The sequence below is a fragment of the Halomonas denitrificans genome (genome assembly GCA_019800895.1).
GTDB lineage: Bacteria > Pseudomonadota > Gammaproteobacteria > Xanthomonadales > Wenzhouxiangellaceae.
Genome location: JAHVKF010000003.1, coordinates 113221 through 134588, shown reverse-complemented (window position 1 = coordinate 134588; position 21368 = coordinate 113221). Strand labels below are relative to the sequence as shown.

Genomic DNA, 21368 nt, shown 5'->3' with positions numbered 1-21368 from the left:
AATCTGTTGATGTGGATCATCATCGCGATGGTCCTGATGAGCATCTTCCAGCACTACGCCGAGACCGAAGCGCCGGCGCAGAGCATCGAGTATTCCCAGTTCCTCGAGGACGTCCGCAACGGGCAGATCGAGACGGCCCAGATCCAGGCCGAGGCCGGCGGTCAGAAGATCACCGGCCAGACCACCAACGGCCAGGCCTACGAGACCTTCGCGCCGCCGAACGACACGGGGCTGATCGCCGACCTGGAGAACAACGGCGTCCGGCATTCCGCCGTTCCGCCCGAGGGCCGTTCGATCCTGGTCGACATCCTGATCAGCCTGCTGCCCGTGCTGCTGCTGGTGTTCCTGTTCGTCTACTTCATGCGCCAGATGCAGGGCGGAGGCGGCGGCCGCGGCGGCGCGATGAGCTTCGGCAAGTCGCGCGCCAAGCTGCAGGGAGAGGATCAGGTCAAAGTGACGTTCAAGGACGTCGCCGGCGTCGAGGAGGCCAAGGACGAGGTCGTCGAGCTGGTCGAGTTCCTGCGCAACCCGTCCAAGTTCCAGCGCCTCGGCGGCAAGATTCCCAAGGGCGTGCTGATGGTCGGCCCGCCCGGCACCGGCAAGACCCTGCTGGCCCGCGCGATCGCCGGCGAGGCCAAGGTGCCGTTCTTCTCGATCTCGGGTTCGGACTTCGTCGAGATGTTCGTCGGCGTCGGCGCATCGCGCGTGCGCGACATGTTCGAGACGGCCAAGAAGCACGCGCCGTGCATCATCTTCATCGACGAGATCGACGCGGTCGGTCGCCACCGGGGCGCCGGCCTCGGCGGCGGACACGACGAACGCGAGCAGACGCTGAACCAGCTGCTGGTCGAGATGGACGGCTTCGACGGCCACGAGGGCATCATCCTGATCGCCGCGACCAACCGGCCGGACGTGCTCGATCCGGCGCTGCTGCGCCCGGGGCGCTTCGACCGCCAGGTGGTCGTGCCGCTGCCCGACCTCAAGGGCCGCGAGCAGATTCTCACGGTGCACATGCGTAAGGTGCCGATCGACGACAACGTCAACGCCCGCAACATCGCGCGCGGCACGCCCGGCTTTTCCGGTGCGGACCTGGCCAACCTGGTCAACGAAGCGGCCCTGTTCGCCGCCCGCGAAGACTCCAGCACGGTGACCCAGGACCACTTCGAGCGGGCCAAGGACAAGATCATGATGGGCGCCGAGCGCAAGTCCATGGTGATGAGCGAGGACGACAAGCGCCTGACCGCCTACCACGAAGCCGGCCACGCGATCGTCGGCCGGATCGTGCCCGAGCACGACCCGGTCTACAAGGTCACGATCATCCCGCGCGGTCGGGCCCTGGGCGTGACCATGTTCCTGCCCGAAGAAGACAAGTACAGCCAGAACAAGACCCAGCTGGAGTCGCAACTGGCCAGCCTGTTCGGCGGCCGCGTCGCCGAGGAACTCATCTACGGCATGGCCAAGGTCACGACCGGCGCCAGCAACGACATCGAGCGCGCCACGGCGATCGCGCGCAACATGGTCGCCAAGTGGGGCCTGTCCGACGTGCTCGGCCCGCTGTCCTACGAGGAGAACGAAGACGAGGTCTTCCTCGGTCGGTCCGTGACCCAGCACAAGAACGTCTCGGACGAAACGCACCGCCAGATCGACAAGGAAGTGCGCAAGATCATCGACGAGGCCTACCAGAAGGCCAAGAAGATCCTCACCGAGCACGACCGCCAGCTGCACCTGATGGCCGACGCGCTGATGCGCTACGAGACCATCGACTCGAAGCAGATCGACCAGATCATGGACGGCAACGAGCCCGACCCGCCCGAGGGCTGGAACGACAGCGGCAGCCCGCCCTCGTCCGGACCGGGCGACGACGAGCGCGAGCCCTCGGGCACGCCGGCCGAACAGACCTGATCGACCGGCCGGCACATCCCCGGCATCCGACCTGAACGACCCCGCCCCGAGCGGGGTCGTTCGCGTTCGGGCGTAGGGCACCGGGCAGCGATTCGGCTCGACCGATGGCACAATTCCCGCCATGGACCTCCTGCTCATCGTCGTCAGCGCGGCACTGGTCAACAACTTCGTGCTGGTCCAGTTCCTCGGCCTGTGTCCGTTTCTCGGCGTGTCCGGCAAGCTGGAGGGCGCGGCGGGCATGGCCATGGCCACGGCCTTCGTGTTGACCCTGGCCTCGGTGGCCAGCTACGTCCTGACCGCCTGGGTGCTCGAACCGCTCGGCCTCGAATACCTGCGCATCGTCGCGTTCATCGTCGTTATCGCCGGCCTGGTCCAGCTCACGGAACTGGTCCTGCGGGCCACGGCCCCCCTGCTGCACCGGGTGCTCGGCATCTATCTGCCGCTGATCACCAGCAACTGCGCCGTGCTCGGCGTGGCGCTGCTGAACGTGCGCGAGCAGCATTCGCTGGTCGAATCGGCGCTGTACGGCCTCGGCGCGGCCGCGGGCTTCGGCCTGGTGCTGGTCCTGCTGGCGGCCGCGCGCGAGCGACTCGAACTGGCCGACGTTCCGGCCAGCTTCCGCGGCGCGCCGATCGCGCTGGTGACCGCAGGCCTGATGGCGCTCGCCTTCATGGGCTTCGCCGGGTTCGCGCGCCTGTGAGCGACCTGCTGCTCGCACTGCTGGTGCTCCTGGGCCTGGTGACGCTCATCGGCCTCGTGCTGCGCGTCGGCGCCCGCCGCTTCGCGTCCGACGAGGACGCGCTCGTCGAGGCGATCAACGGCGAATTGCCCCAGACCCAGTGCGCCCAGTGCGGCTACCCCGGGTGCCGGCCCTACGCCGAGGCGATCGCCCGCGGCGACGCCGACATCAACCGCTGCCCGCCCGGCGGCGAGGCCGGCGTTCGCGCGCTGGCCGACCTGCTCGGTCGCGAACCGGTTCCGCTCGACGCCTCCTGCGGCGAGACCAAGCCGCCCCAGGTCGCGCTCATCGACGAGGACCGCTGCATCGGCTGCACCCTGTGCATCCAGGCCTGCCCGGTCGACGCGATCCTCGGCGCCGGCAAGCGCATGCACACGGTCATCGAGGCCGAGTGCACCGGCTGCGAGCTGTGCCTGCCGCCCTGCCCGGTCGATTGCATCGACCTGGTCCCCCGCCCAGCACCCTTCGTCTGGCCGAGGCCCGAGAGCGCCGTGGGCCGGACCGGCCCGGTGATCCCGATCGAGGTCCGCCATGGCTGACTTCGACATCGGCAACCAGCTGCACCGCTTCCCGGGTGGATTGAAGCTGCGCCACCACAAGCAGATCGCCTGCCGCGAACCGCTGCGCCCCGCGCCGCTCCCGAGCCGCCTCGTGCTCCCCCTGGCCCAGCACCAGGGACCCGCTGGGGAACTCCTGGTCGAGGTCGGGGACCGCGTGGCCGGCGGTCAGCCGCTGACCCGGGCGCGCGGCGATCGCGAGGTGCCGATCCACGCCCCGACGTCGGGGACGGTGGTCGGCCTGGACGACGTCGAGGTCGCCTGGCCGCCGGGCGGCCGAGCGCCCGGCGTGCTGCTCGAACCGGACGGCGAGGACCGCTTCGATCGCTCGGACCGCCCCGCGGATTGGAAGAGCGAAGCGCCCGACGCCCTGATCGAGTGCCTGCGCACCGGGGGCCTGGCCGGCCTGGGCGGCGCGATGTTTCCGACCGCGGCCAAGCTGCGCGGCCCGTTCCCGCCGATCCGGGCCCTGATCCTGAACGGGTCCGAGTGCGAGCCCTACATCTCCTGCGACGAGATGCTGATGCGCGAGCGACCGGCAGCGATCGTCGAAGGCGCCCGGATCCTGGCCCGGGCGATCGGCGCCGAAGAGGTGGTGATCGCCATCGAGGACCAGATGGGCGCGGTGCGAAAGGAATTGAACGCAGCGATCCGGGCGACCGATCCCGACGTTCCCGTCCGGGTCGTGCAGGTCACGACGATCTACCCCGAAGGCGGAGAAAAGCAGCTGATCCAGGTCCTGACCGGGCAGGAAGTCCCGCACGACGGCCTGCCGCAGGACCTGGGCCTGGTCTGCCTGAACGTCGCCACCGCCGCTGCGGCCCGCGACATCGTCGTCGACGGCCGGCCGGTCGTCGAACGCATCGTGACCGTCAGCGGTCCCGGCATCGCGCGGCCGTGCAACCTGGTCGCGCGGCTCGGCACGCCGGTCGCGGCGCTGATCGAGGCGGCCGGCGGCACGACCGGGCCGATCGACCGGCTGGTCCTCGGCGGTCCGATGTCCGGGCTGCCGCTGGCCAGCGACCGGGTGACGATCACCAAGGGCAGCAACTGCATCCTCGCGCTGCGTCAGGAGGACACCGCGCGACGCCAGCCGGTGATGCCGTGCATCAACTGCGGCGAGTGCGTGCGGGTCTGCCCGGCCAGCCTGCTGCCGCAGACGCTGTTCAAGCACCTTGCGGCGGAGGACTACGAGGAGGCCCGCGACCTGAACCTGTTCGACTGCATCGAATGCGGCTGCTGCGCCCACGTCTGCCCCAGCCACATTCCGCTGGTCGATCACTACCGGCACGGCAAGGGCGTGCTGCGCGAGCGCGGCATCGAGGACGCCCGCGCCGAGCTCGCCCGGGCCCGCTTCGAGGCGCGCGAGCAGCGGCTGACCGAGCGCGAGGCCGAGCGCCAGCGCAAGCGCGAGCAGCGCGAGCGGAAACTGCGCGACGCCGACGCGGCGAAGGACGAAGTCCGGGCCGCGATCGAGCGCGCCCGGGCGCGGGCGCGCGGCGGCAGCACGGGAGACGGTGAATGAACCTGACCGTCGCCGGCGCCCCGCACCTGCCGCCGATCACCACGGTCGGCGCAGTGATGCGCCAGGTGCTCTACGCGCTGGTGCCCGCCGTGGTCGCCCACGTCTGGTTCTTCGGTCCCGGAATCCTGTTCCAGATCACCCTGGCGGTCGCCTTCGCGCTGGGCTTCGAGGCGGCCATGCTGCGCCTGCGCCGGGTTGCGCTGCGGCCGTTCCTGACCGATTGCAGCGCGATCGTCACCGCGGTGCTGTTCGCCCTCAGCGTGCCCCCGCTGGCGCCGTGGTGGGTCGCGCTGACCGGCATGCTGTTCGCGATCGTCATCGCCAAGCAGCTCTACGGCGGGCTCGGCCACAACCTGTTCAATCCGGCCATGGTCGGCCTGGCGGCGGTGATCATCGCGTTTCCGATCGATCTCTCCCAGTGGCTGGCACCGCGCTCCCTGTCGGCGGGTCTCCCGGGCGTCTGGGAGAGCGCGGTGGCGATCTTCACCGGGCGCCTGCCCGACCCCATGAGCTGGGACGCGATCAGCCAGGCCACGCCGCTGGATGCGCTGAAGACCGGCGTGGCCGAGAACCGGATGGTCGCCGAAATCCGGGATGCGCCGATCTTCGGCGATTTCGGCGGCCTGGGCTGGGAGTGGATCGCCAACTTCTACGCCCTGGGCGGTTTCTGGCTTCTGTACCGCCGCGTGATTTCCTGGCACGTTCCCGTCGCCGTGATCGGAACGACGATTCTCGTGTCCACGCCGATGTGGCTGATCGGCCCCGACATCAATCCCTCGCCCCTGCAGCACGTGTTCTCCGGCGCCCTGGTGTTCGCCGCCTTCTTTATCGCCACGGACCCCGTATCCGGCTGCGGCACGATGCGCGGCCGCCTGCTGTTCGGCGCCGGCGTCGCGCTCCTGACCCTGGCGATCCGGCGCTTCGGCGGCTACCCCGACGGCGTCGCCTTCGCGGTGCTGCTGATGAACATGGCGGCGCCGATGATCGACCGCCTGACCCGGCCGCGCACCTTCGGCCACCCGCGCGGGGAACGACCGTGAGCCCGTCGACGCAGACGCCGGAGAACGACCCGCAGGTCCGCCGGAGCGCGTCCCTCCGGATCCTGGTCCTGGTCGGCGCGGCCGCGGCGCTGCTGCTCGCCGGCGTTCACCTCGGCACCGCCGACCGGATCGAGCGCCAGGCCGAACAGCGGGCCCAGCGCACCCTGACCCAGATGCTGCCGTCCGGCAGCTTCGACAATCGCCCGATCGACGATCGCTTCGAGGCCCGGATCGCCGGCCTGGACGGTCCCTCGACGATCCACGTCGCTCGCCTCGACGGCCGGCCCGTCGCCCTGCTCGCCGACGTGACCACCCCGGCCGGCTACAGCGGCCCGATCCGGCTGCTGGTCGCGATCGACCCGGCCGGCGAGGTGCTCGGCGTCCGCGTGCTCGAGCACCGTGAAACGCCCGGCCTGGGCGACCGCATCGAGCTTCGACGCTCCGACTGGATCGAGCAGTTCGACGGTCGTTCCCTGGGTCGGCCGCCCCTCGAGGAATGGCAGACCGACCGCCGCGGCGGCGAGTTCGATACGCTGTCCAGCGCGACGATCACCTCGGCGGCGGTCACCGAAGCGGTCCGCCGGGTGCTGGTCTGGTTCCGCGACACGGGGCAGGAAGCCCTCCGCGAGCAGCCTGCCGACGCGACGGCGAGCCGCCGGGCGAGCGAGCGATGACCGAGGCCCCGAGACACGAGATTCCGATGGAGACCGAGATGACCGGGGCCGCGACCAACGGGGATTCGATGGCAGGTCGTTCGACAGCGAGGAGCGCGGCGTCCGCGAACCGGCGAGCCATCTGGCACCAGGGCCTGTGGTCGGCCAATCCGGGCCTGGTCCAGCTTCTCGGGCTGTGTCCGCTGCTGGCCGTGACATCGACCGCGGTCAACGGGCTGGGCCTGGGCCTGGCCACGCTGTTCGTGCTCGCCGCGAGCAACGTGGCCGTATCGTCGATCCGTACCCGACTGGCCCCGGAACTGCGCATCCCGGTGTTCGTGCTGATCATCGCGACCCTGGTCACCGTGGTCGACCGGGTCCTGGCCGCCTGGTTCCACGACCTGTCGCGCACGCTCGGCATCTTCATTCCGCTGATCGTCACCAACTGCACCCTGCTGGCGCGCGCCGAGGCCTTCGCGTCGCGACGCCCGGTGCTCGATTCGCTGCACGACGGCCTGGCCCAGGGCACCGGATTCCTGGCCGTGCTGGTCGTCCTCGGCAGCCTGCGCGAGCTTCTCGGCCAGGGCACCCTGGGCGCCGGCGCCGGTCTTCTCCTCGGCGACTGGGCGGCCGGCCTCGAACTGCGGGTCTTCCCGGAGCGCTTCGGCCTGCTGCTCGCGATGCTGCCGCCCGGAGCCTTCATCGGCCTGGGCCTTCTGGTCGCGCTTCGCCAGCACATCCAGCGGCGCGCCGAAGATGGCCGGTCCGTCGGGATGGCCGCGTCGACCGGCACGGCAGGCACCGATCCTGCGGAAACGCCACCGGAAGCGCCCCGACACTGACCGTCACGAGACCGCCATGCCCCGCCCGATGAATCCCGAAAAGCGTGCCGAGTTCTTCCGGCGCCTCGCCGAGCTCGATCCCGAGCCGACCACCGAACTGGAGTACGACTCCACCTTCGAACTGCTGATCGCGGTGATCCTCTCGGCCCAGGCCACCGATGTGGGCGTCAACAAGGCGACCCGCAGGCTGTTTCCGGTGGCCAATACACCGGAGGCCATTCTCGCGCTCGGCGAGGACGGGCTGAAGGCGCACATCCGGACCCTCGGCCTGTTCAACTCGAAGGCGAAGAACGTGATCAGGACCTGCCGGGCGCTGGTCGAGCACCACGGTGGTGAAGTGCCGCGCCGGCGCGAGGCGCTGGAAGCCCTGCCCGGCGTGGGCCGGAAGACCGCCAACGTGGTCCTCAACACGGCGTTCGGCGAACCGACCATGGCCGTCGACACGCACATCTTCCGCGTCGCCAACCGCACCGGCCTGGCCGCCGGCAGGACGCCGCTCGCGGTGGAGAAGGCCCTCCTCGCGCGCGTGCCCGAGCCGTACCTCCAGCACGCCCACCACTGGCTGATCCTGCACGGCCGCTACATCTGCAAGGCCCGGACCCCCGATTGCCCCCATTGCCCGGTCGCCGACCTCTGCAACTTCAAGGACAAGACCCCGGGCAAGGCCTGATCGAATCTCTAGCTGCAGGAGTGAGCGTGCGAGCGCACCCGAACGGCCGCCCCACACTTCGACTGTGGGAGTGAGCTCGCGAGCGAACCCGATGGATTGCCTCACCCCTCGCTCGCGAGCTCACTCCCACAGGGGAAGCCTTCCCCCGGAGGCCTCCGCTCGCAAGCCCACTCCTGCAGTCAGGCCTTCGCTCCACCGCGGCGCCCGGGCGAAGGCCCCGATTGTGCCCGCAGCCCGGACTGTGGTATTCCTGTTCCCCCGCGCGCCGGTGAACGGACCGTGAAAGAAAATTCGCCGGCGGACGGTCTGATCGAACAAGCGCACTCACTGCGCCGATCGAACGGGGCCGGTTCGCACCGGTCCTTTCACCCATAGCTGTTGGAGGCTTTTCATGAAGAAGACGAAACTCGTTTCTGCCATCGGTGCCGTCGCCGGCGCTTCGTTCGCACTGTCCGCGGTCGCGGCCGACCAGACCGGCAACCCGTTCCAGGCCGATGACCTGAACGCCTTCACCGGCGCCGGCCAGGTCGGCTTCGGCGGCCACGGCGAAGACGGCGACGACAAGGAAGGCAAGTGTGGCGAAGGCCACTGCGGCGAAGACCACGACCACGAAGAGGGCGAAGGCGCCTGCGGGGAAGGCTCCTGCGGTGAAGGCGACGACTCCGAGGGGTCCTGTGGTGAAGGCTCCTGCGGTGAAGGCTCGTGCGGCGAAGGCTCCTGCGGCGCCGTCTGATCGGCCCGCGGATCTCCTCGTACATCACGCCGGGAATTCCTACGTGAGTCACGACGTGAAGCACGACCAGAGTCCGTTCCCCGTGCAGGGAGCCGGACTCGGGCTCCGGCGGGCCCTCCTGGGCCCGCTCGAGCACGCCGACCTGTCGCCGGTGGACTTCATGGAGGTCGCGCCGGAGAACTGGATCGGCGTCGGCGGCGCGCGCGGCAAGGCGTTTCGCCGATACACGGAGCGGCTGCCCTTCGTCTGTCACGGCCTCTCGCTTTCGCTGGGCGCGCCCGAACCGCTGGACGAGACCTTCCTGAAGCGCGTGCGCCGCTTCCTCGATACGCACGACATCCGGATCTATTCCGAACACCTGAGCTACTGCTCCGAGCACGGCCACCTCTACGACCTGATGCCGATTCCCTTCACCGAAGAAGCGGTGGACTGGGTCGCCGGGCGGATCCGCCAGGCCCAGGACCTGGTCGGACGGCGGATCGCGGTCGAGAACATTTCCTACTACGCCCAGCCGACCACGGAGCTGAGCGAACTCGAATTCATCAACGCGGTCCTCGAGCGCGCGGACTGCGACCTGCTTTTGGACGTGAACAACATCCACGTCAACAGCGTCAACCACCGCTACGATGCGGCCGCGTTCCTGGCCGGCCTGCCCGCCGAACGGGTCGCCTACATCCACGTCGCCGGTCACTGGAACGAAGCCGACGACCTCATCGTCGACACGCACGGCGCAGACGTGATCGACCCGGTCTGGGACTTGCTCGACGCTGCCTATGCGAAGCTCGGTCCGGTGCCGACGCTGCTCGAGCGCGACTTCAACTTCCCGCCGGTCGAGCAACTGCTCGCCGAAGTGCAGACGATCCACCGCGTGCAGTCCCGCCACCGGCAGACCCCGAACCGGTATGCCCACGCCTCCTGAACGCCTGGCGGCGCTGCAGAAGCGCTTCGCCGACCATATCCGGGATCCCGACACGAACCCTGCGCCGGAAGGCATCGAGGATCGGCGCCTGGCGATCTATCGCCGCCTGTTCTTCAACAACGTCTCGAGCCTGTTCGAGAAGAACTTCCCGCTGGTCCGCAAGACGGTCGGCGCCCAGCGCTGGAAGGCGCTGATTCGCGCTTTCCTGGTCGAGCACCGCGCGACCACGCCGCTGTTCCCCGAAATCGGGCGCGAGTTCGTCCGATTCCTGGCCGATCACCCCGAGCATCACTCGGATCGGCCCTGGCTGGCCGAACTGGCGCATTGGCAATTCCTGACCACCACCGTGCGCAATGACGAACGCGACCCGGCCGACGTCGAGGTCGTGAGCGACGGCGACCCGGTCGAGGGCCGCCCGCGCCTGAACCCGACGCTGCAGCTGGCCGCCTACCGTTGGCCCGTCCACGCGATCCGGGCGCCCTCGCCGTCCGCGGACGAATCGCCGTACCTGGAGGAATCACCGACCGCGCTGGCGATCTGCCGAACCGTCGACGATCGGCTGGTCCGCCTGAAGATCAACCCCGTCACCGGTCGCCTGCTCGAGCTGCTGAAGTCCGACGCATCGCTGACCGGCCGCGATGCGCTGCAGCGGATCGCCGGGGAGCTGGATCATCCCGATCCGGCAGCGCTGGTCGAGCACGGACGCGCACTGCTCGAGGACCTTTGCCGCCAGGGCCTGATCTGCGGGACCGCGCACGAGCCGCCGGACTGAACCGGGCTCGCACGATCGAGAACCGCCCGGACCCGGGCATCGAACAAGCACCCGAACCGACCGGAAGAACAGCGAACATCAACCATCCCGCCATTGCCGGCTCGCTGAAACCAGCGGGTATCCGGCCCGCATACCCGCCCAAGGAGAACCGTTCCGATGAATGGATTGATCGAAGCCTACGACCGCCTGACCGACCGCCTGCGATCCGCCGGCGACTGGGTCGCTCCGCTGGGCCTGCGCCTGCTGCTGGGCTACGAGTTCCTGTCCGCCGGCCTGCGCAAGGCGGGCGTCGAAGGCGTGCCCGGCTGGTTTGCCGACAAGGGCTTTCCCCCCCCCTTCGACTGGTTCCCCGCCGGCATGAACTGGGCGATGGTCACCTGGATCGAGGTGCTGGCGGCGATCGCGCTGATGCTCGGTCTGCTCACGCGCTTCTTCGCCTTTTCGCTGTTCGTCGTCACCACGATCGCGATCGTCTCGACCCACTGGCCGAGCGACTGGAACTCGCTGTCGGAGCTGTGGAAGGGCTACGCGGTGAGCAACGACGGTTTCGGCAACTACCGCATTCCGCTGCTGTTCATGGCGATGCTTCTGCCGCTGGTGTTCATGGGCGGGGGCAAGCTCAGCCTCGATCACGCCCTGGTCAAGCTCGGCGGCCGCGCGGACCTGGTCGATACGCGCCGCGACGACCTGCTCGCCCTCGCGCTGGCGCTACTCGTCCCCGGCATCGCGTTGGTCTACCTGATCCCGCTGTGGGGGGTGCTGTTGATCGTCGCCGCCGCGCTGTCGGCCTTCGCGCACTCGCTTCGCGGTTGACGCGACGGCGCCCGCAGGCGCCGATTCAGTAGACGGGCTCGACGACGTAGCCGCGCGAGCGGAGAAGCTCGACGAGGCCGTACTCGCCCGGCAGGTGCAGGGCGCCGACCGCGACCAGGGTGCCGCCCCGGTCGTAGAGCGGCGCGGCACGTTCCGCCATGCGGCGATTTCGCGCGACGATGCCCTCGGCCTCGAAGCGCGCGCGGATCTCCGGGCCCATGCGCTCGAGCTCGCGCTCGGCGAGTGCGCGCAAGCGCTCGCTGTCGCGCGCGAGGTAGGCCTGAATCAGCGCCTCGAACAGCGCGCGACCGCCGTCGCTGTCGGCCACCGCCAGTTCGAGCATCTCGATGTGCGCTTCGCGACCCAGACCGGTCAGGAATGCGAGCTGCTCGTCCAGCGTCTCCAGCGCCTCGACCTCGGCCCCGAGCCGCGCGGCCCGGAAGGCCAGGGCCATGTCCATGAACAGCCCGGTCTCCGGCGGCGGCAGGGCGAGCGTCATCGCCACCGCCCAGGGACGCATTCGCTCCACCGCCGGGGCATCCAGCCCGTAGTCGTCCAGGACCGCGAGCACGTCGGCGTAGAGCGCCGGGCTGAGCACCTCCGACAGGCGTTCGCCGCGCGGCAGCAGCATCGCCTCGCTCAGCGCGGCGAGCATGGCGGCATCGGGCACGAGTTCCAGCGCGACCCGGTCGGCGTCGTCCAGGGCCTGCTGCAGAGCCGGCGGGAAATCGAGGACGCGGGGATCTTCCGTGTGGATCGTGCCGAGCAGCCAGCCGAGCTTGCCGTCCGGCGTTTCGACCGTCCAGAACACCTGCGAGGCGGCAGGTTGCGGCGCCGAAACCAGGATGAGCGCGAGAAACGATGCGAGCAGGGCCGGAGCGACCGCGTTCCAGCGCTCGTGTCGCCTCCGTCGATTCGGTCGTACGAGTCTCCGCAGCATGCCGGTGGCGCCTCCGATCTGGTAGCGTATGCTCACTCTCTCCCCGTCAACACCGAATGATGGATATCAAGGTCCGCTTCCGCGGATTCCTGCCCGTGGTCGTCGACGTCGAGACCGGGGGCTTCAACGCCGAAACCGACGCGCTGCTGGAACTCGCCGCGTGCCTCATCGACATGGACGACGAGGGACGACTGGTGCCGGGCGACATGATCATGCGCCATGTGGAACCCTTCGAGGGCGCGAACATCGAGCAGGCGGCACTGGAATTCACCGGCATCAAGCCCGATCACCCCCTGCGCATGGCCGTGCCGGAGCGCGAGGCCCTGGCCGACGTGTTCCAGCCGATCCGCCGTCGCCTGCGCGAGACCGGCTGCAAGCGTGCGATCCTGGTCGGCCACAATCCCTCCTTCGATCTCGGTTTTCTCAACGCAGCGGTCGCCCGGGTGGACTACAAGCGCAATCCGTTCCATCCGTTTTCCAGCTTCGATACCGCCACCCTCGGCGGACTGGCCTACGGGCAGACCGTGCTCGCTCGCGCGGTGCAGGCGGCGGGCCTCGACTGGGATTCCGACGAGGCCCACTCGGCCCGCTACGACACGGAGCGCACCGCCCGCCTGTTCTGCACCATCGTCAACCGGTGGCAGGAACTGGGCGGCCTTGATCCGGCCACGCTGGCCAAGGGCTGATCCGCCGGCCGATCGGCGCTCACGCCTCCGCCGCACCGAAGCCGCCACCGCCCGGCGTCAGGATCGTCAGTCGCTGGCCGGCCTCGGCCCGCAGTCCGACCTTCGCCGGCAGACGCTCACCGTCGAGCCGGTTCTCGCCCGGCGCGCCGGCTGAACCGCCGTCGAGCCCCCAGGGACCTTCCCCACGGCGCTCGGTGATCAGGGTCACGTCGGTGGTCTCCAGGAACTCGAAGGTCCGGACCAGTCCGTCGCCGCCCGCACGACGGCCCCGGCCGCCGCTGTCGCGGCGCACGCGGTATTCGACCAGGCGCAGCGGAAAATGACTCTCCAGCACCTCCGCCGGCGTGTTCAGGGTGTTGGTCATGTGGCTGTGGGTGGCCGAGCGACCGGCGCAGGCCGCGCTGGCCCCGCAACCGCCGGCCAGGGTCTCGTAGTAGCTCCAGTCCGAGGCGCCCAGGCCGACGTTGTTCATCGTGCCCTGGCTGGCGGCGGGAATCCGTTCCGGGAGCGCATCGGCCAGCGCCCGAAGCAGCACGTCGACGATGCGCTGGCTGGTTTCGACGTTGCCCGCCGCGGTGGCCGACGGCGCCTGCGCGTGGACCAGGCACCCCGCCGGCGCGACCAGCTGCAGCGGCGCCAGCGCCCCCGCGCAGGACGGCGTCTCGTCGGGCAGCAGGCAGCGAACGACGTAGAACGCCGCCGCCGCGGTCACGCTCATCGGGCAGTTCAGGTTTCCGGCCACCGCACCGTCGGTGCCGTCGAAGTCCATCCTGAGGCTTCGCCCGCCGTCCGCCGCATCGACGACATCGACCCGCACGCGGATCACCGGGCCGGGCCCGCCCGCACCGTCGTCGTCCATCGCGTCCTCGGCTCGATAGGTCCCGACCGGCAGAGCGTCGAGGGAGGCGCGGGCCAGCCGTTCGGCGTAGGCGTTCAGCCCGTCGCACAGCGCGCCGAATCGGTCGATGCCGTAGTCCGCGACCAGGCGACCCAGCGCCCGCTCGCCGTCGGCCGAGGCCGCGACCTGGGCCTGGAAATCGGCCGCGGCGAGCGCAGGGTTTCGCATCGGCTCGCAGATCGATTCGAACACCGCGTCGTCGCGACGACCGTCGCGGTAGAGCCAGGTCGGCGAGATCAGCACGCCCTCGTCCTCGAGCGAGCGGCTGAGCGGCATGGATCCCGGTGTTTCGGAGCCGATATCGGCATGATGGGCGCGATTGGCGACGAATCCCACCAGGTCGTCATCGATGAACACCGGTGCAATCAACGTCACGTCGGGCAGGTGCGTGCCGCCGGCGTAGGGGTCGTTGAGCAGCAGCCGGTGGCCCGGCGCCCAGTCGAAGCGGTGGACGAGGTCGCGCATCGCCCAGGCCATGGACCCGAGGTGGACCGGGATGTGCGTGGCCTGGGCGAGAAGCTCGCCGCCGGCGTCGAACAGCGCGCAGGAGAAGTCCAGCCGGTCGCGGATGTTGGGCGAGAACGCGGCGCGGCGGAGCACCGCGCCCATCGTCTCGCAAAGCGCCGCGAGACGACTTTCGAACACCGCCAGTTCGATCCGGTCGTCGGGGTCGAATCGCTCGGGTTGCCGCGCCATCGGGTCGTCCTCCGGGACTGACGCCTTGATCTCGATGGCTACGGTACCATCTTGACTGTCGTGGGCCGAGGTCCGGCCCTGCCCTTCGAATCCAACCCGAGGAGTTCGTCATGTCGTTCACGCTTCCCGACCTTCCCTACGCGAAGAACGCGCTGGAACCGCACATTTCCGCCGAGACCCTGGAGTACCACTACGGCAAGCACCACCAGGCCTACGTCGACAAGCTGAACAACGCGGTCGAGGGCACGCCCGAGGCCGACAAGTCGCTCGAGGAGATCATCCGCAGCGCCTCCGGCGGCACCTTCAACAACGCCGCCCAGGTCTGGAACCACACGTTCTACTGGAACTGCCTGAGCCCCAACGGCGGCGGTGCGCCCGACGGCGCCCTGGCCGACGCGATCGAGCGCGACTTCGGCTCCTTCGACAACTTCAAGGAGAAATTCAGCGACAGTGCCGTGGGCAACTTCGGTTCCGGCTGGACCTGGCTGGTGCAGAACGAGGACGGCACGCTGGCCATCGTCAACACCGACGACGCCGATACCCCGCTGACCGGCTCGGCCACGCCACTGCTGACCTGCGATGTGTGGGAACACGCCTACTACATCGACTACCGCAATGCCCGGCCCAAGTACATCGAGGCCTTCTGGAAGCTGGTCAACTGGGAGTTCGTCGCCGGCCGGATGAAGGGCTGACCCTTCCTCCCTTCGGCACGCCGGACGGTCGACGAGCGTTCGATCGCGTCGGCAGCCTCGACCCCGGATCCACCTCCGATCCTCGCGCCGGCCCGGCCCCCGGGCCGGCGCTCGATTCCAGACCCCGCCCCGCTGCGCGTAGAATCGACGTCGTGAACTCGACCTTCCTGATGAACACCTACGCGCGGATGCCCATCGCGTTCGAGCGCGGCGACGGCGCCTGGCTGTTCGACGAGCACGGCACCCGCTACCTCGATGCGGTCAGCGGCATCGCCGTGTGCAGCCTCGGCCATGCCGACCCGGTGCTCGCCGAAGCGATCTGCGACCAGGTCCGGACCCTGGTCCACACCGCCAATCTCGGGCACATCCGCCTGCAGGAGCGGCTGGCCGAACGGCTCTGCGCGCTCAGCGGCATGGACCGAGCGTTCATCACCAACACGGGTGCCGAGGCGATCGAGTGCGCGCTGAAGATCGCTCGTCGCCACGGCTTCGAGCGCGGCATCGAATGCCCGCGAATCCTGGTCGTCGACGGCGCCTTCCACGGTCGCACGCTGGGCGCGATCAGCGCTTCGGCGCCCGGCAAGCTGCAGCACGGCTTCGCCCCGCTGGTCGACGGCTTCGTCCGGGTACCGTTCGGCGATGCGCCGGCCGCCGCCGCGGCATTGGCCGCCGACCCGACGATCGTGGCCGTGCTGCTCGAGCCGATCCAGGGCGAGGGCGGTGTCAGGATCCCGCCCGACGGATACCTCGCCGCGTTGCGCAGCGCCTGCGACGAACACGCGGCGCTGCTGATGCTCGACGAGATCCAGACCGGCCTGTGCCGGACCGGCGCATGGTTCGCCCACCAGCACGAGCCGGATTGCCGGCCCGACGTGCTGACGTCGGCCAAGGCCCTCGGCAACGGCGTTCCCGTCGCCGCCTGCGTGGCCCGCGGAGGGGCCGCGGACGTGCTCACGCCGGGCAGTCACGGCACGACCTACGGCGGCAGTCCCCTGGCCTGCCGCACCGCGCTCACGGTGCTGGAGCGGATGGAGGCGCTGGACCTGAACGCACGGTCGCACGAGCTCGGCCGGGCCCTCGTCGACCGCCTGCGCGAACGCCTGAACGGCTGCGCGCGGGTCGTCGACATCCGCGGCCGCGGCCTGATGATCGGGGTCGAGCTGGTCGACAGCGCGATGGACGTGCGCGACCACGCGCTCGAGCGGCAGGTGCTGATCAACGTGACCCACGAGCGCGTGATCCGCCTGCTGCCGCCGCTGATCATCGACCGGGAGCAGGCGATGACGATCGCCGACACGGTCGCCGACGGCATCGTCGACCCCGACGTCGGTGCGCGCGTCGGTGCAGGCAACAAGGACGTCGCTCGATGATGCTGCACGTCGAGGACATCGAGCTTGGCTATGACGGCACGCCGGTGGTCTGCGGCCTGGATTTCCAGCTCGAGGCCGGCGAGATCGGCTGCCTGCTGGGCGCCTCCGGTTGCGGCAAGACCACCGCGCTTCGCGCGATCGCCGGTTTCGAAGACCTGTCGCGCGGCGTCATCCGGATCGACGACCGCCTCGTCAGCGCGCCGGGGACGCGGGTCGCACCGGAGCGACGCAGCGTCGGCATGGTGTTCCAGGACCACGCCCTGTTCCCGCACCTGACCGTCGAGGCCAACATCGGCTTCGGCCTGCGGCGGCTTTCAGCATCCCGGCGCCGCGAGCGGATCCGCGAATTGCTTGCGCTGACCGGGCTGACCGGACTCGACCAGCGCTACCCGCACGAGCTTTCCGGCGGTCAGCAGCAACGCGTGGCGCTGGCGCGCGCGCTGGCGCCGGAACCCGCCGTGCTGCTGATGGACGAGCCGTTCAGCAATCTCGATGCCGGCCTGCGACGCCAGATGGGCGACGAGATCCGGAGCCTGTTGAAGGCGCGCGGAACCGCGACGCTCATGGTCACGCACGACCAGCAGGAGGCCTTCGCCCTGGCCGACCGCATCGGCCTGATGTTCAACGGCCGGATGCTGCAGTGGGACACGCCCTACCAGCTCTACCATCGGCCGATCTGCCGCTACGTGGCCGCCTTCACCGGCCGCGGCAGCTACATCCGCGCCGAGGTCGAGGCCGGCGGCCACGAGATCCGGCATGCGCTCGGCATGTCGCCGCTGCCCGACGAGATCGAGGCCGGCCCCGGCCAGGCGCTCGAACTGCTGGTCCGGCCCGACGACATCCGTCCGGACCGCAACGGCTGTCCGGCCCGGGTCGTCAATCGCCAGTTCCAGGGCGCCGACATCCTCTACAAGCTCGAACTCGAAAGCGGCGAGCGCGTCGGGGCGTTGTTTCCGAGCCACGACAACTTCGCCGAGGGCGAGACGGTCGGCATCGTGCTCGACGCCGACCACCTGGTGCTGTTCGACCCGAAGCAGTCCGCAGCGATCGAGCGCACCGGTCGGCCCGGCGCACCGGTCGCCGGCTAGGGTCGCAGGCCGGGGCCGTGCCCGATCCGCGGACCGGCGGGTCGGGTCAGGAAAGGATCGAATCCAGCGCCTCGCGCACGGTCGCCGAGAGTTCTCCGTCCAGTCCCGCACGCAGGGCCTTCAGCGATCCGACATCCGGAGCGCTGAGGGTGGCGTGGCCGACCTTGCGTCCGGACCGCGCCGTCTTGCCGTAGTCGTGCCAGGCCAGGCCGTCGACGGCCAGCCAGACCGACCGGTCGGGCAGATCGCCGATGAAGTTGAACATGACGCTGATGCCTTCGCGCAGCCCGGGGTCGCCCAGCGGCCAGCCGCAGACCGCGCGCAGGTGGTTCTCGAACTGCGAGCAGCGCGCGCCCTCGATGGTCCAGTGGGCCGAGTTGTGGGCTCGCGGCGCGAACTCGTTGGCCAGCAGGCGGTCGCCGTCGGCGAACAGTTCCAGCGTCAGGCAGCCGACGTAATCGAGATCGTCGGCCAGCGCGCCGGCCATCCGCTCGGCCTCGGCGCGGAGGCGGTCGGCGGCCGGGCAAGGCGCCACGGCCAGGCGCAGGATGCCGTCGGCGTGCCAGGTGCGAGTCAGCGGGTAGAAGCGTTTCGCACCGTCGGTGCCCCGGACCACGGTGATCGAGCATTCGTGGTCGAAGGGCACCCACTGCTCGAGGATCAGCGGGCGGTCGCCCAGGGCCTGCCAGGCGGGTTCGAGGTCCTCGGCGGTCTTGAGCACGAACTGGCCCTTGCCGTCGTAGCCCATCCGCCGGGTCTTCAGCACCGCCGGCAGGCCGATCCGGTCGATCGCCTCCAGCAGTTCCGGGCGGGAGTCGACCCGGGCGAACTCGGCGGTCGCCATGTCCAGCGCCTGGAAGCGGTTCTTCTCGACCCAGCGATCCTGCGCGGCCGCGAGCGCCCGCGCCGAGGGACGGACCGGGACCCGCGCTTCGAGCGCGGCCAGCGCATCGGCGGGCACGTTCTCGAAGTCGCAGGTCACCACGTCGCAGTCGGCCAGCGCCGCCAGCGCGTCGGTGCTGTCGTAATCGGCGACGACCTGCTCCGTGACCCGGGAGGCGCTGGCGCCGGGCTTGGGGTCGACCACCCGGAACGCGAGCCCCAGCGGATGGCCGGCCTCGGCCAGCATCCGCGCCAGTTGCCCGCCGCCGAGAATGCCGACGGTCGCGGCCGGAGGCGCCGAGGACGTCACGACGCGCGCGGGTCGGGCTCGGCCAGTACGCGGTCGGTCTGGGCCGCGCGCCAGGCACGGTAGCGCTCGGCCAGGGCCGGGTCGCCCAGCGCCAGGATCGACGCGGCCAGCAAGCCGGCGTTCGCGGCACCGGATTCGCCGATGGCCAGGGTCGCGACGGGAACGCCGCGCGGCATCTGGACGATCGACAGCAGTGAATCGAGGCCGTTCAACGCACGCGACTTGACCGGAACGCCGAGCACCGGCAGTTCCGTCGCCGCGGCGACCATGCCCGGCAGGTGCGCCGCGCCGCCGGCCCCGGCAATGATCACCTTCAGACCGCGAGAGGCGGCCGCCCGCGCGTAGTCGAGCATCTTGTCCGGGGTCCGGTGGGCCGAGACCACCTCGGCCTCGTAGCCGATGCCGAGCTCGTCGAGCAATTCGGCGGCCTTGACCAGGGTCGGCCAGTCGCTCTTCGAACCCATGATCAGGCCGACGCGCACAGTCGTGGACATGGCAGGAAACCGCTTGCTTGAAGGGAAGTGAGCGATGGTAGCAGAACGCGCCGCGCGGCCGCATCGGCGGCCGGGCCGACGACACGCTGCAGCCGCGCGGTTAGAATGCGCCCATGACGATTCCCGACTCGCTACTCGACATTCTCTGCTGCCCGGTCAGCCACGAGCCGCTGCGGCCCCTGGAGCGGTCCCGCCTGAAGACACTGAACGCGGCGATCGAAGCCGGCGGCGTGCTGTTCGTCGACGGCAGTGCGGTGGAAGCGACGTTGACCGAGGCGCTGATCACGCGCGACGGCAAGGTCATCTACGCGGTGGACCAGGGAGTTCCCGTGCTGCTCCCGGATTCCGGCATCGGCACCACCCAGTTCGACGACGCCTGAGTCGCCGGAAGCCTCGAAGACCCGGACAGCCCGCTCCCCGGCGCACCCGTCCGGATGCGCCGATCGTCAGAGCGTCTCGATGTGGTCGCGGATCCAGTTCGCGCGGCGGGTGATCGCGGCCTTGTCGGCGGGCTTCAGGCGCTCGACGTTGCGATACATCATGGTCATCCGGCCGTTGTCGGAAAGCCGATCCTCGTTGCGCATCAGAAAATCCCAGTACAGCGCGTTGAAGGGACAGGACTTCTCGCCGGTCCGCTCGCCGACGTCGTAGCGGCAGTTCGCGCAGTGATCGCCCATGCGCTGGATGTACTTTCCGCTGGCCGCGTAGGGCTTGGACGCGAAGCTTCCGCCGTCGGCGTAGATCGCCATCCCGAGGACGTTGGGTAGTTCGACCCACTCGTAGGCATCCGCATACACGGCCAGGTACCAGTCGGCGACCTGGCGCGGCTCGACGCCGAGCAGCATCGCGAAATTGCCGGTCACCATCAGGCGCTGGATGTGATGCGCGTAGGCGTTGCGACGGGTCGCGTCGATCGCCCGATGCAGGCAGCGCATCTCCGTGTCCCCGGTCCAGTACCAGCCGGGCAGGTCCCGGTCGACGCCGAAGAAGTTCTCCTCCGCGTAGTCCGGCATCTTCAGCCAGTAGACCCCGCGGATGAACTCGCGCCAGCCGATGATCTGCCGGATGAAGCCCTCGACCGCGTTCAGCGGTGCATGGCCGTCGCGCCAGGCCTGCTCGGCAGCCTCGCAGACCTCGATCGGATCGAGCAGGCCCAGGTTCAGGCTGGTCGACAGGCGACTGTGGAACAGCCAGTCTTCGTCGTCGGGCAGTGCGTCCTGGAAATCACCGAAGCACGGCAGGGCGTGTTCGACGAAATGCGCGAGCGCCCGTCGCGCCTGGCCGGTGGTCACCGGGAGGTCGAAGTCGTCGATCTCGCCGAAGCCGTCGAAGTGTTCGCCGACCGTGTCCAGCACCTCGCGGGTGACGTCGTCGGGCGTGAACCGCATCGGCCGGGCGGCTTCCGGCTCGCCGGTCCACTTCCTGCGGTTCTCCTGGTCGTAGTTCCACTGCTCGCCGACCGGCTCGCCGTCGTCCATCAGCAAGCCGGTGCGCTTGCGCATGGACCGGTAGAAGAACTCCATCCGGAGCGTCTTGCGGTCCTCGGCCCATTCGGCGAACTCGGCCGGCGTGCTGACGAAGCGGTCGTCCTCGAGGACCGTGACCGGCAGACCGAATTCACGTTCGAAGCCCTCGAACATGTCGAGCACGCGCCACTCGCCCGGCCAGGTGAGCACGATCTCCTCGATGTCGTGCTCGTCGAGGTGTGCGCGCACCGCATCGGTGAAGGACCGGATCTCGGACGACGGATCGAAGCGCCGGTAGAACACGCGGTATCCGTCGTCCTCGAGCAGGCGGGCGAAATGGCGCATGGCGGAGAAGATCAGCGCCGTCTTCTTGCGGTGGTGCTGGACGTAGGTGGCTTCGTCGGCCAGCTCCGCCATCAGCACATGGTCCTGGTCGCGATCGAGCGCCCGGAGCGAAGCGAGTTCCGCGGAAAGCTGGTCGCCGGTGACCAGGCAGAGTCGTGCCATGGGTTCCCCCCGATTGCTGATCGATCGCCGATGCCCAGTATGCCGAGCGCCCATGCCCCCCCTGTCAACGCCTGTCGGGCGGGCGAACGAATCGGGCAACCTCGCCGCGCGACCGTGATCGAGCCGCTCTTGCGTGCCCCTGTACTTGTCCAGGGGCTAGAAGCCAGGGGCTAG

22 protein-coding genes are annotated in these 21368 nt (G+C 69.7%); 17 read left to right on the top strand and 5 right to left on the bottom strand.

Going from position 1 to position 21368, the window contains the following annotated elements; genetic code table 11:
* The first annotated feature begins 9 nt into the window (after nt 1-9).
* The 12 genes from ftsH (at nt 10) to KUV67_09160 (ending at nt 11165) form a co-directional block, all read left to right on the top strand.
* The gene (gene ftsH, locus KUV67_09215; protein MBY6205058.1) at nt 10-1902 is read left to right on the top strand and encodes an ATP-dependent zinc metalloprotease FtsH; all 1893 of its coding nucleotides are present in this window, start codon (nt 10-12) and stop codon (nt 1900-1902) included.
* Between the two features lie 121 nt (nt 1903-2023).
* The gene (rsxA, locus tag KUV67_09210) at nt 2024-2602 is read left to right on the top strand and encodes an electron transport complex subunit RsxA (protein MBY6205057.1); all 579 of its coding nucleotides are present in this window, start codon (nt 2024-2026) and stop codon (nt 2600-2602) included.
* A complete protein-coding gene (rsxB, locus tag KUV67_09205) occupies nt 2599-3180 on the top strand; it encodes an electron transport complex subunit RsxB (GenBank protein MBY6205056.1) in 582 nt (193 codons plus the stop codon). Before rsxA ends, rsxB begins: the two co-directional genes overlap by 4 nt.
* Nucleotides 3173-4723 (top strand): electron transport complex subunit RsxC, encoded by a 1551-nt coding sequence (gene rsxC, locus KUV67_09200; protein MBY6205055.1) that lies wholly within the window; start codon nt 3173-3175, stop codon nt 4721-4723. Before rsxB ends, rsxC begins: the two co-directional genes overlap by 8 nt.
* A complete protein-coding gene (locus KUV67_09195) occupies nt 4720-5763 on the top strand; it encodes an RnfABCDGE type electron transport complex subunit D (GenBank protein ID MBY6205054.1) in 1044 nt (347 codons plus the stop codon). Before rsxC ends, KUV67_09195 begins: the two co-directional genes overlap by 4 nt.
* Entirely contained in the window at nt 5760-6437 is a 678-nt protein-coding gene (locus KUV67_09190; GenBank protein MBY6205053.1) for an RnfABCDGE type electron transport complex subunit G, read from the top strand. The genes KUV67_09195 and KUV67_09190 overlap by 4 nt, the downstream gene beginning before the upstream one ends.
* 68 nt (nt 6438-6505) lie before the next feature.
* Nucleotides 6506-7258 carry an electron transport complex subunit E gene (locus KUV67_09185; protein MBY6205052.1) on the top strand — a complete coding sequence of 251 codons (753 nt, stop codon included), beginning with the start codon at nt 6506-6508 and terminating at the stop codon, nt 7256-7258.
* A 28-nt stretch (nt 7259-7286) separates the two neighbouring features.
* The gene (gene nth / locus KUV67_09180) at nt 7287-7928 is read left to right on the top strand and encodes an endonuclease III (protein ID MBY6205051.1); all 642 of its coding nucleotides are present in this window, start codon (nt 7287-7289) and stop codon (nt 7926-7928) included.
* A gap of 391 nt (nt 7929-8319) precedes the next feature.
* Nucleotides 8320-8661 (top strand): hypothetical protein, encoded by a 342-nt coding sequence (locus tag KUV67_09175; GenBank protein ID MBY6205050.1) that lies wholly within the window; start codon nt 8320-8322, stop codon nt 8659-8661.
* Nucleotides 8662-8716: 55 nt separating this feature from the next.
* Complete coding sequence (locus tag KUV67_09170; protein ID MBY6205049.1) at nt 8717-9580, top strand: DUF692 domain-containing protein; 864 nt, start codon at nt 8717-8719, stop codon at nt 9578-9580.
* Nucleotides 9564-10352, top strand: a complete 789-nt coding sequence (locus KUV67_09165) for a putative DNA-binding domain-containing protein (GenBank protein ID MBY6205048.1) — start codon at nt 9564-9566, stop codon at nt 10350-10352. Before KUV67_09170 ends, KUV67_09165 begins: the two co-directional genes overlap by 17 nt.
* Before the next feature lie 156 nt (nt 10353-10508).
* Complete coding sequence (locus KUV67_09160) at nt 10509-11165, top strand: DoxX family protein (protein MBY6205047.1); 657 nt, start codon at nt 10509-10511, stop codon at nt 11163-11165.
* A gap of 25 nt (nt 11166-11190) precedes the next feature.
* On the opposite strand, the gene KUV67_09155 is transcribed toward KUV67_09160, so the two are convergent.
* Complete coding sequence (locus KUV67_09155) at nt 11191-12141, bottom strand: TraB/GumN family protein (protein ID MBY6205046.1); 951 nt, start codon at nt 12139-12141, stop codon at nt 11191-11193.
* A gap of 20 nt (nt 12142-12161) precedes the next feature.
* Here KUV67_09155 and rnt point away from each other — a divergent pair, with 20 nt between their 5' ends.
* Nucleotides 12162-12791 carry a ribonuclease T gene (gene rnt / locus KUV67_09150; protein MBY6205045.1) on the top strand — a complete coding sequence of 210 codons (630 nt, stop codon included), beginning with the start codon at nt 12162-12164 and terminating at the stop codon, nt 12789-12791.
* A 19-nt stretch (nt 12792-12810) separates the two neighbouring features.
* Here rnt and KUV67_09145 read toward each other — a convergent pair whose 3' ends face one another.
* Entirely contained in the window at nt 12811-14385 is a 1575-nt protein-coding gene (locus KUV67_09145) for a hydantoinase B/oxoprolinase family protein (GenBank protein ID MBY6205044.1), read from the bottom strand.
* 110 nt (nt 14386-14495) lie between these two features.
* Between KUV67_09145 and KUV67_09140 the strand changes: the two genes are divergently transcribed.
* The 3 genes from KUV67_09140 to KUV67_09130 all read left to right on the top strand — a co-directional run bounded on the left by KUV67_09140 (nt 14496) and on the right by KUV67_09130 (nt 17535).
* A complete protein-coding gene (locus tag KUV67_09140) occupies nt 14496-15077 on the top strand; it encodes a superoxide dismutase [Fe] (GenBank protein MBY6205043.1) in 582 nt (193 codons plus the stop codon).
* A 170-nt stretch (nt 15078-15247) separates the two neighbouring features.
* Nucleotides 15248-16447 (top strand): aspartate aminotransferase family protein, encoded by a 1200-nt coding sequence (locus tag KUV67_09135; GenBank protein MBY6205042.1) that lies wholly within the window; start codon nt 15248-15250, stop codon nt 16445-16447.
* On the top strand, nt 16444-17535 hold the full coding sequence (locus KUV67_09130; protein ID MBY6205041.1) for an ABC transporter ATP-binding protein: 1092 nt from the start codon (nt 16444-16446) through the stop codon (nt 17533-17535). Before KUV67_09135 ends, KUV67_09130 begins: the two co-directional genes overlap by 4 nt.
* 46 nt (nt 17536-17581) lie before the next feature.
* On the opposite strand, the gene KUV67_09125 is transcribed toward KUV67_09130, so the two are convergent.
* Both KUV67_09125 and purE read right to left on the bottom strand, forming a co-directional pair.
* Complete coding sequence (locus KUV67_09125; protein MBY6205040.1) at nt 17582-18727, bottom strand: 5-(carboxyamino)imidazole ribonucleotide synthase; 1146 nt, start codon at nt 18725-18727, stop codon at nt 17582-17584.
* Entirely contained in the window at nt 18724-19221 is a 498-nt protein-coding gene (gene purE, locus KUV67_09120; protein ID MBY6205039.1) for a 5-(carboxyamino)imidazole ribonucleotide mutase, read from the bottom strand. Before purE ends, KUV67_09125 begins: the two co-directional genes overlap by 4 nt.
* 113 nt (nt 19222-19334) lie before the next feature.
* Here purE and KUV67_09115 point away from each other — a divergent pair, with 113 nt between their 5' ends.
* Nucleotides 19335-19601, top strand: coding sequence for a hypothetical protein (locus tag KUV67_09115; GenBank protein MBY6205038.1), 267 nt, complete (start codon nt 19335-19337; stop codon nt 19599-19601).
* 66 nt (nt 19602-19667) lie between these two features.
* Here the strand turns inward: KUV67_09115 and KUV67_09110 are convergent, their stop codons facing one another.
* Complete coding sequence (locus tag KUV67_09110; GenBank protein MBY6205037.1) at nt 19668-21194, bottom strand: cryptochrome/photolyase family protein; 1527 nt, start codon at nt 21192-21194, stop codon at nt 19668-19670.
* Nucleotides 21195-21368: the final 174 nt, after the last annotated feature.

Bases quoted from the DNA above. Each gene is read 5' to 3' on its own strand.
- ftsH (MBY6205058.1), top strand. From the start codon at position 10: ATGTGGATCATCATCGCGATGGTCCTGATGAGCATCTTCCAGCACTAC.
- rsxA (MBY6205057.1), top strand. From the start codon at position 2,024: ATGGACCTCCTGCTCATCGTCGTCAGCGCGGCACTGGTCAACAACTTC.
- rsxC (MBY6205055.1), top strand. From the start codon at position 3,173: ATGGCTGACTTCGACATCGGCAACCAGCTGCACCGCTTCCCGGGTGGA.
- KUV67_09195 (MBY6205054.1), top strand. From the start codon at position 4,720: ATGAACCTGACCGTCGCCGGCGCCCCGCACCTGCCGCCGATCACCACG.
- KUV67_09185 (MBY6205052.1), top strand. From the start codon at position 6,506: ATGGCAGGTCGTTCGACAGCGAGGAGCGCGGCGTCCGCGAACCGGCGA.
- nth (MBY6205051.1), top strand. From the start codon at position 7,287: ATGAATCCCGAAAAGCGTGCCGAGTTCTTCCGGCGCCTCGCCGAGCTC.
- KUV67_09175 (MBY6205050.1), top strand. From the start codon at position 8,320: ATGAAGAAGACGAAACTCGTTTCTGCCATCGGTGCCGTCGCCGGCGCT.
- KUV67_09165 (MBY6205048.1), top strand. From the start codon at position 9,564: ATGCCCACGCCTCCTGAACGCCTGGCGGCGCTGCAGAAGCGCTTCGCC.
- KUV67_09160 (MBY6205047.1), top strand. From the start codon at position 10,509: ATGAATGGATTGATCGAAGCCTACGACCGCCTGACCGACCGCCTGCGA.
- rnt (MBY6205045.1), top strand. From the start codon at position 12,162: ATGATGGATATCAAGGTCCGCTTCCGCGGATTCCTGCCCGTGGTCGTC.
- KUV67_09145 (MBY6205044.1), bottom strand. From the start codon at position 14,385: ATGGCGCGGCAACCCGAGCGATTCGACCCCGACGACCGGATCGAACTG.
- KUV67_09140 (MBY6205043.1), top strand. From the start codon at position 14,496: ATGTCGTTCACGCTTCCCGACCTTCCCTACGCGAAGAACGCGCTGGAA.
- KUV67_09135 (MBY6205042.1), top strand. From the start codon at position 15,248: ATGAACACCTACGCGCGGATGCCCATCGCGTTCGAGCGCGGCGACGGC.
- KUV67_09130 (MBY6205041.1), top strand. From the start codon at position 16,444: ATGATGCTGCACGTCGAGGACATCGAGCTTGGCTATGACGGCACGCCG.
- purE (MBY6205039.1), bottom strand. From the start codon at position 19,221: ATGTCCACGACTGTGCGCGTCGGCCTGATCATGGGTTCGAAGAGCGAC.
- KUV67_09115 (MBY6205038.1), top strand. From the start codon at position 19,335: ATGACGATTCCCGACTCGCTACTCGACATTCTCTGCTGCCCGGTCAGC.
- KUV67_09110 (MBY6205037.1), bottom strand. From the start codon at position 21,194: ATGGCACGACTCTGCCTGGTCACCGGCGACCAGCTTTCCGCGGAACTC.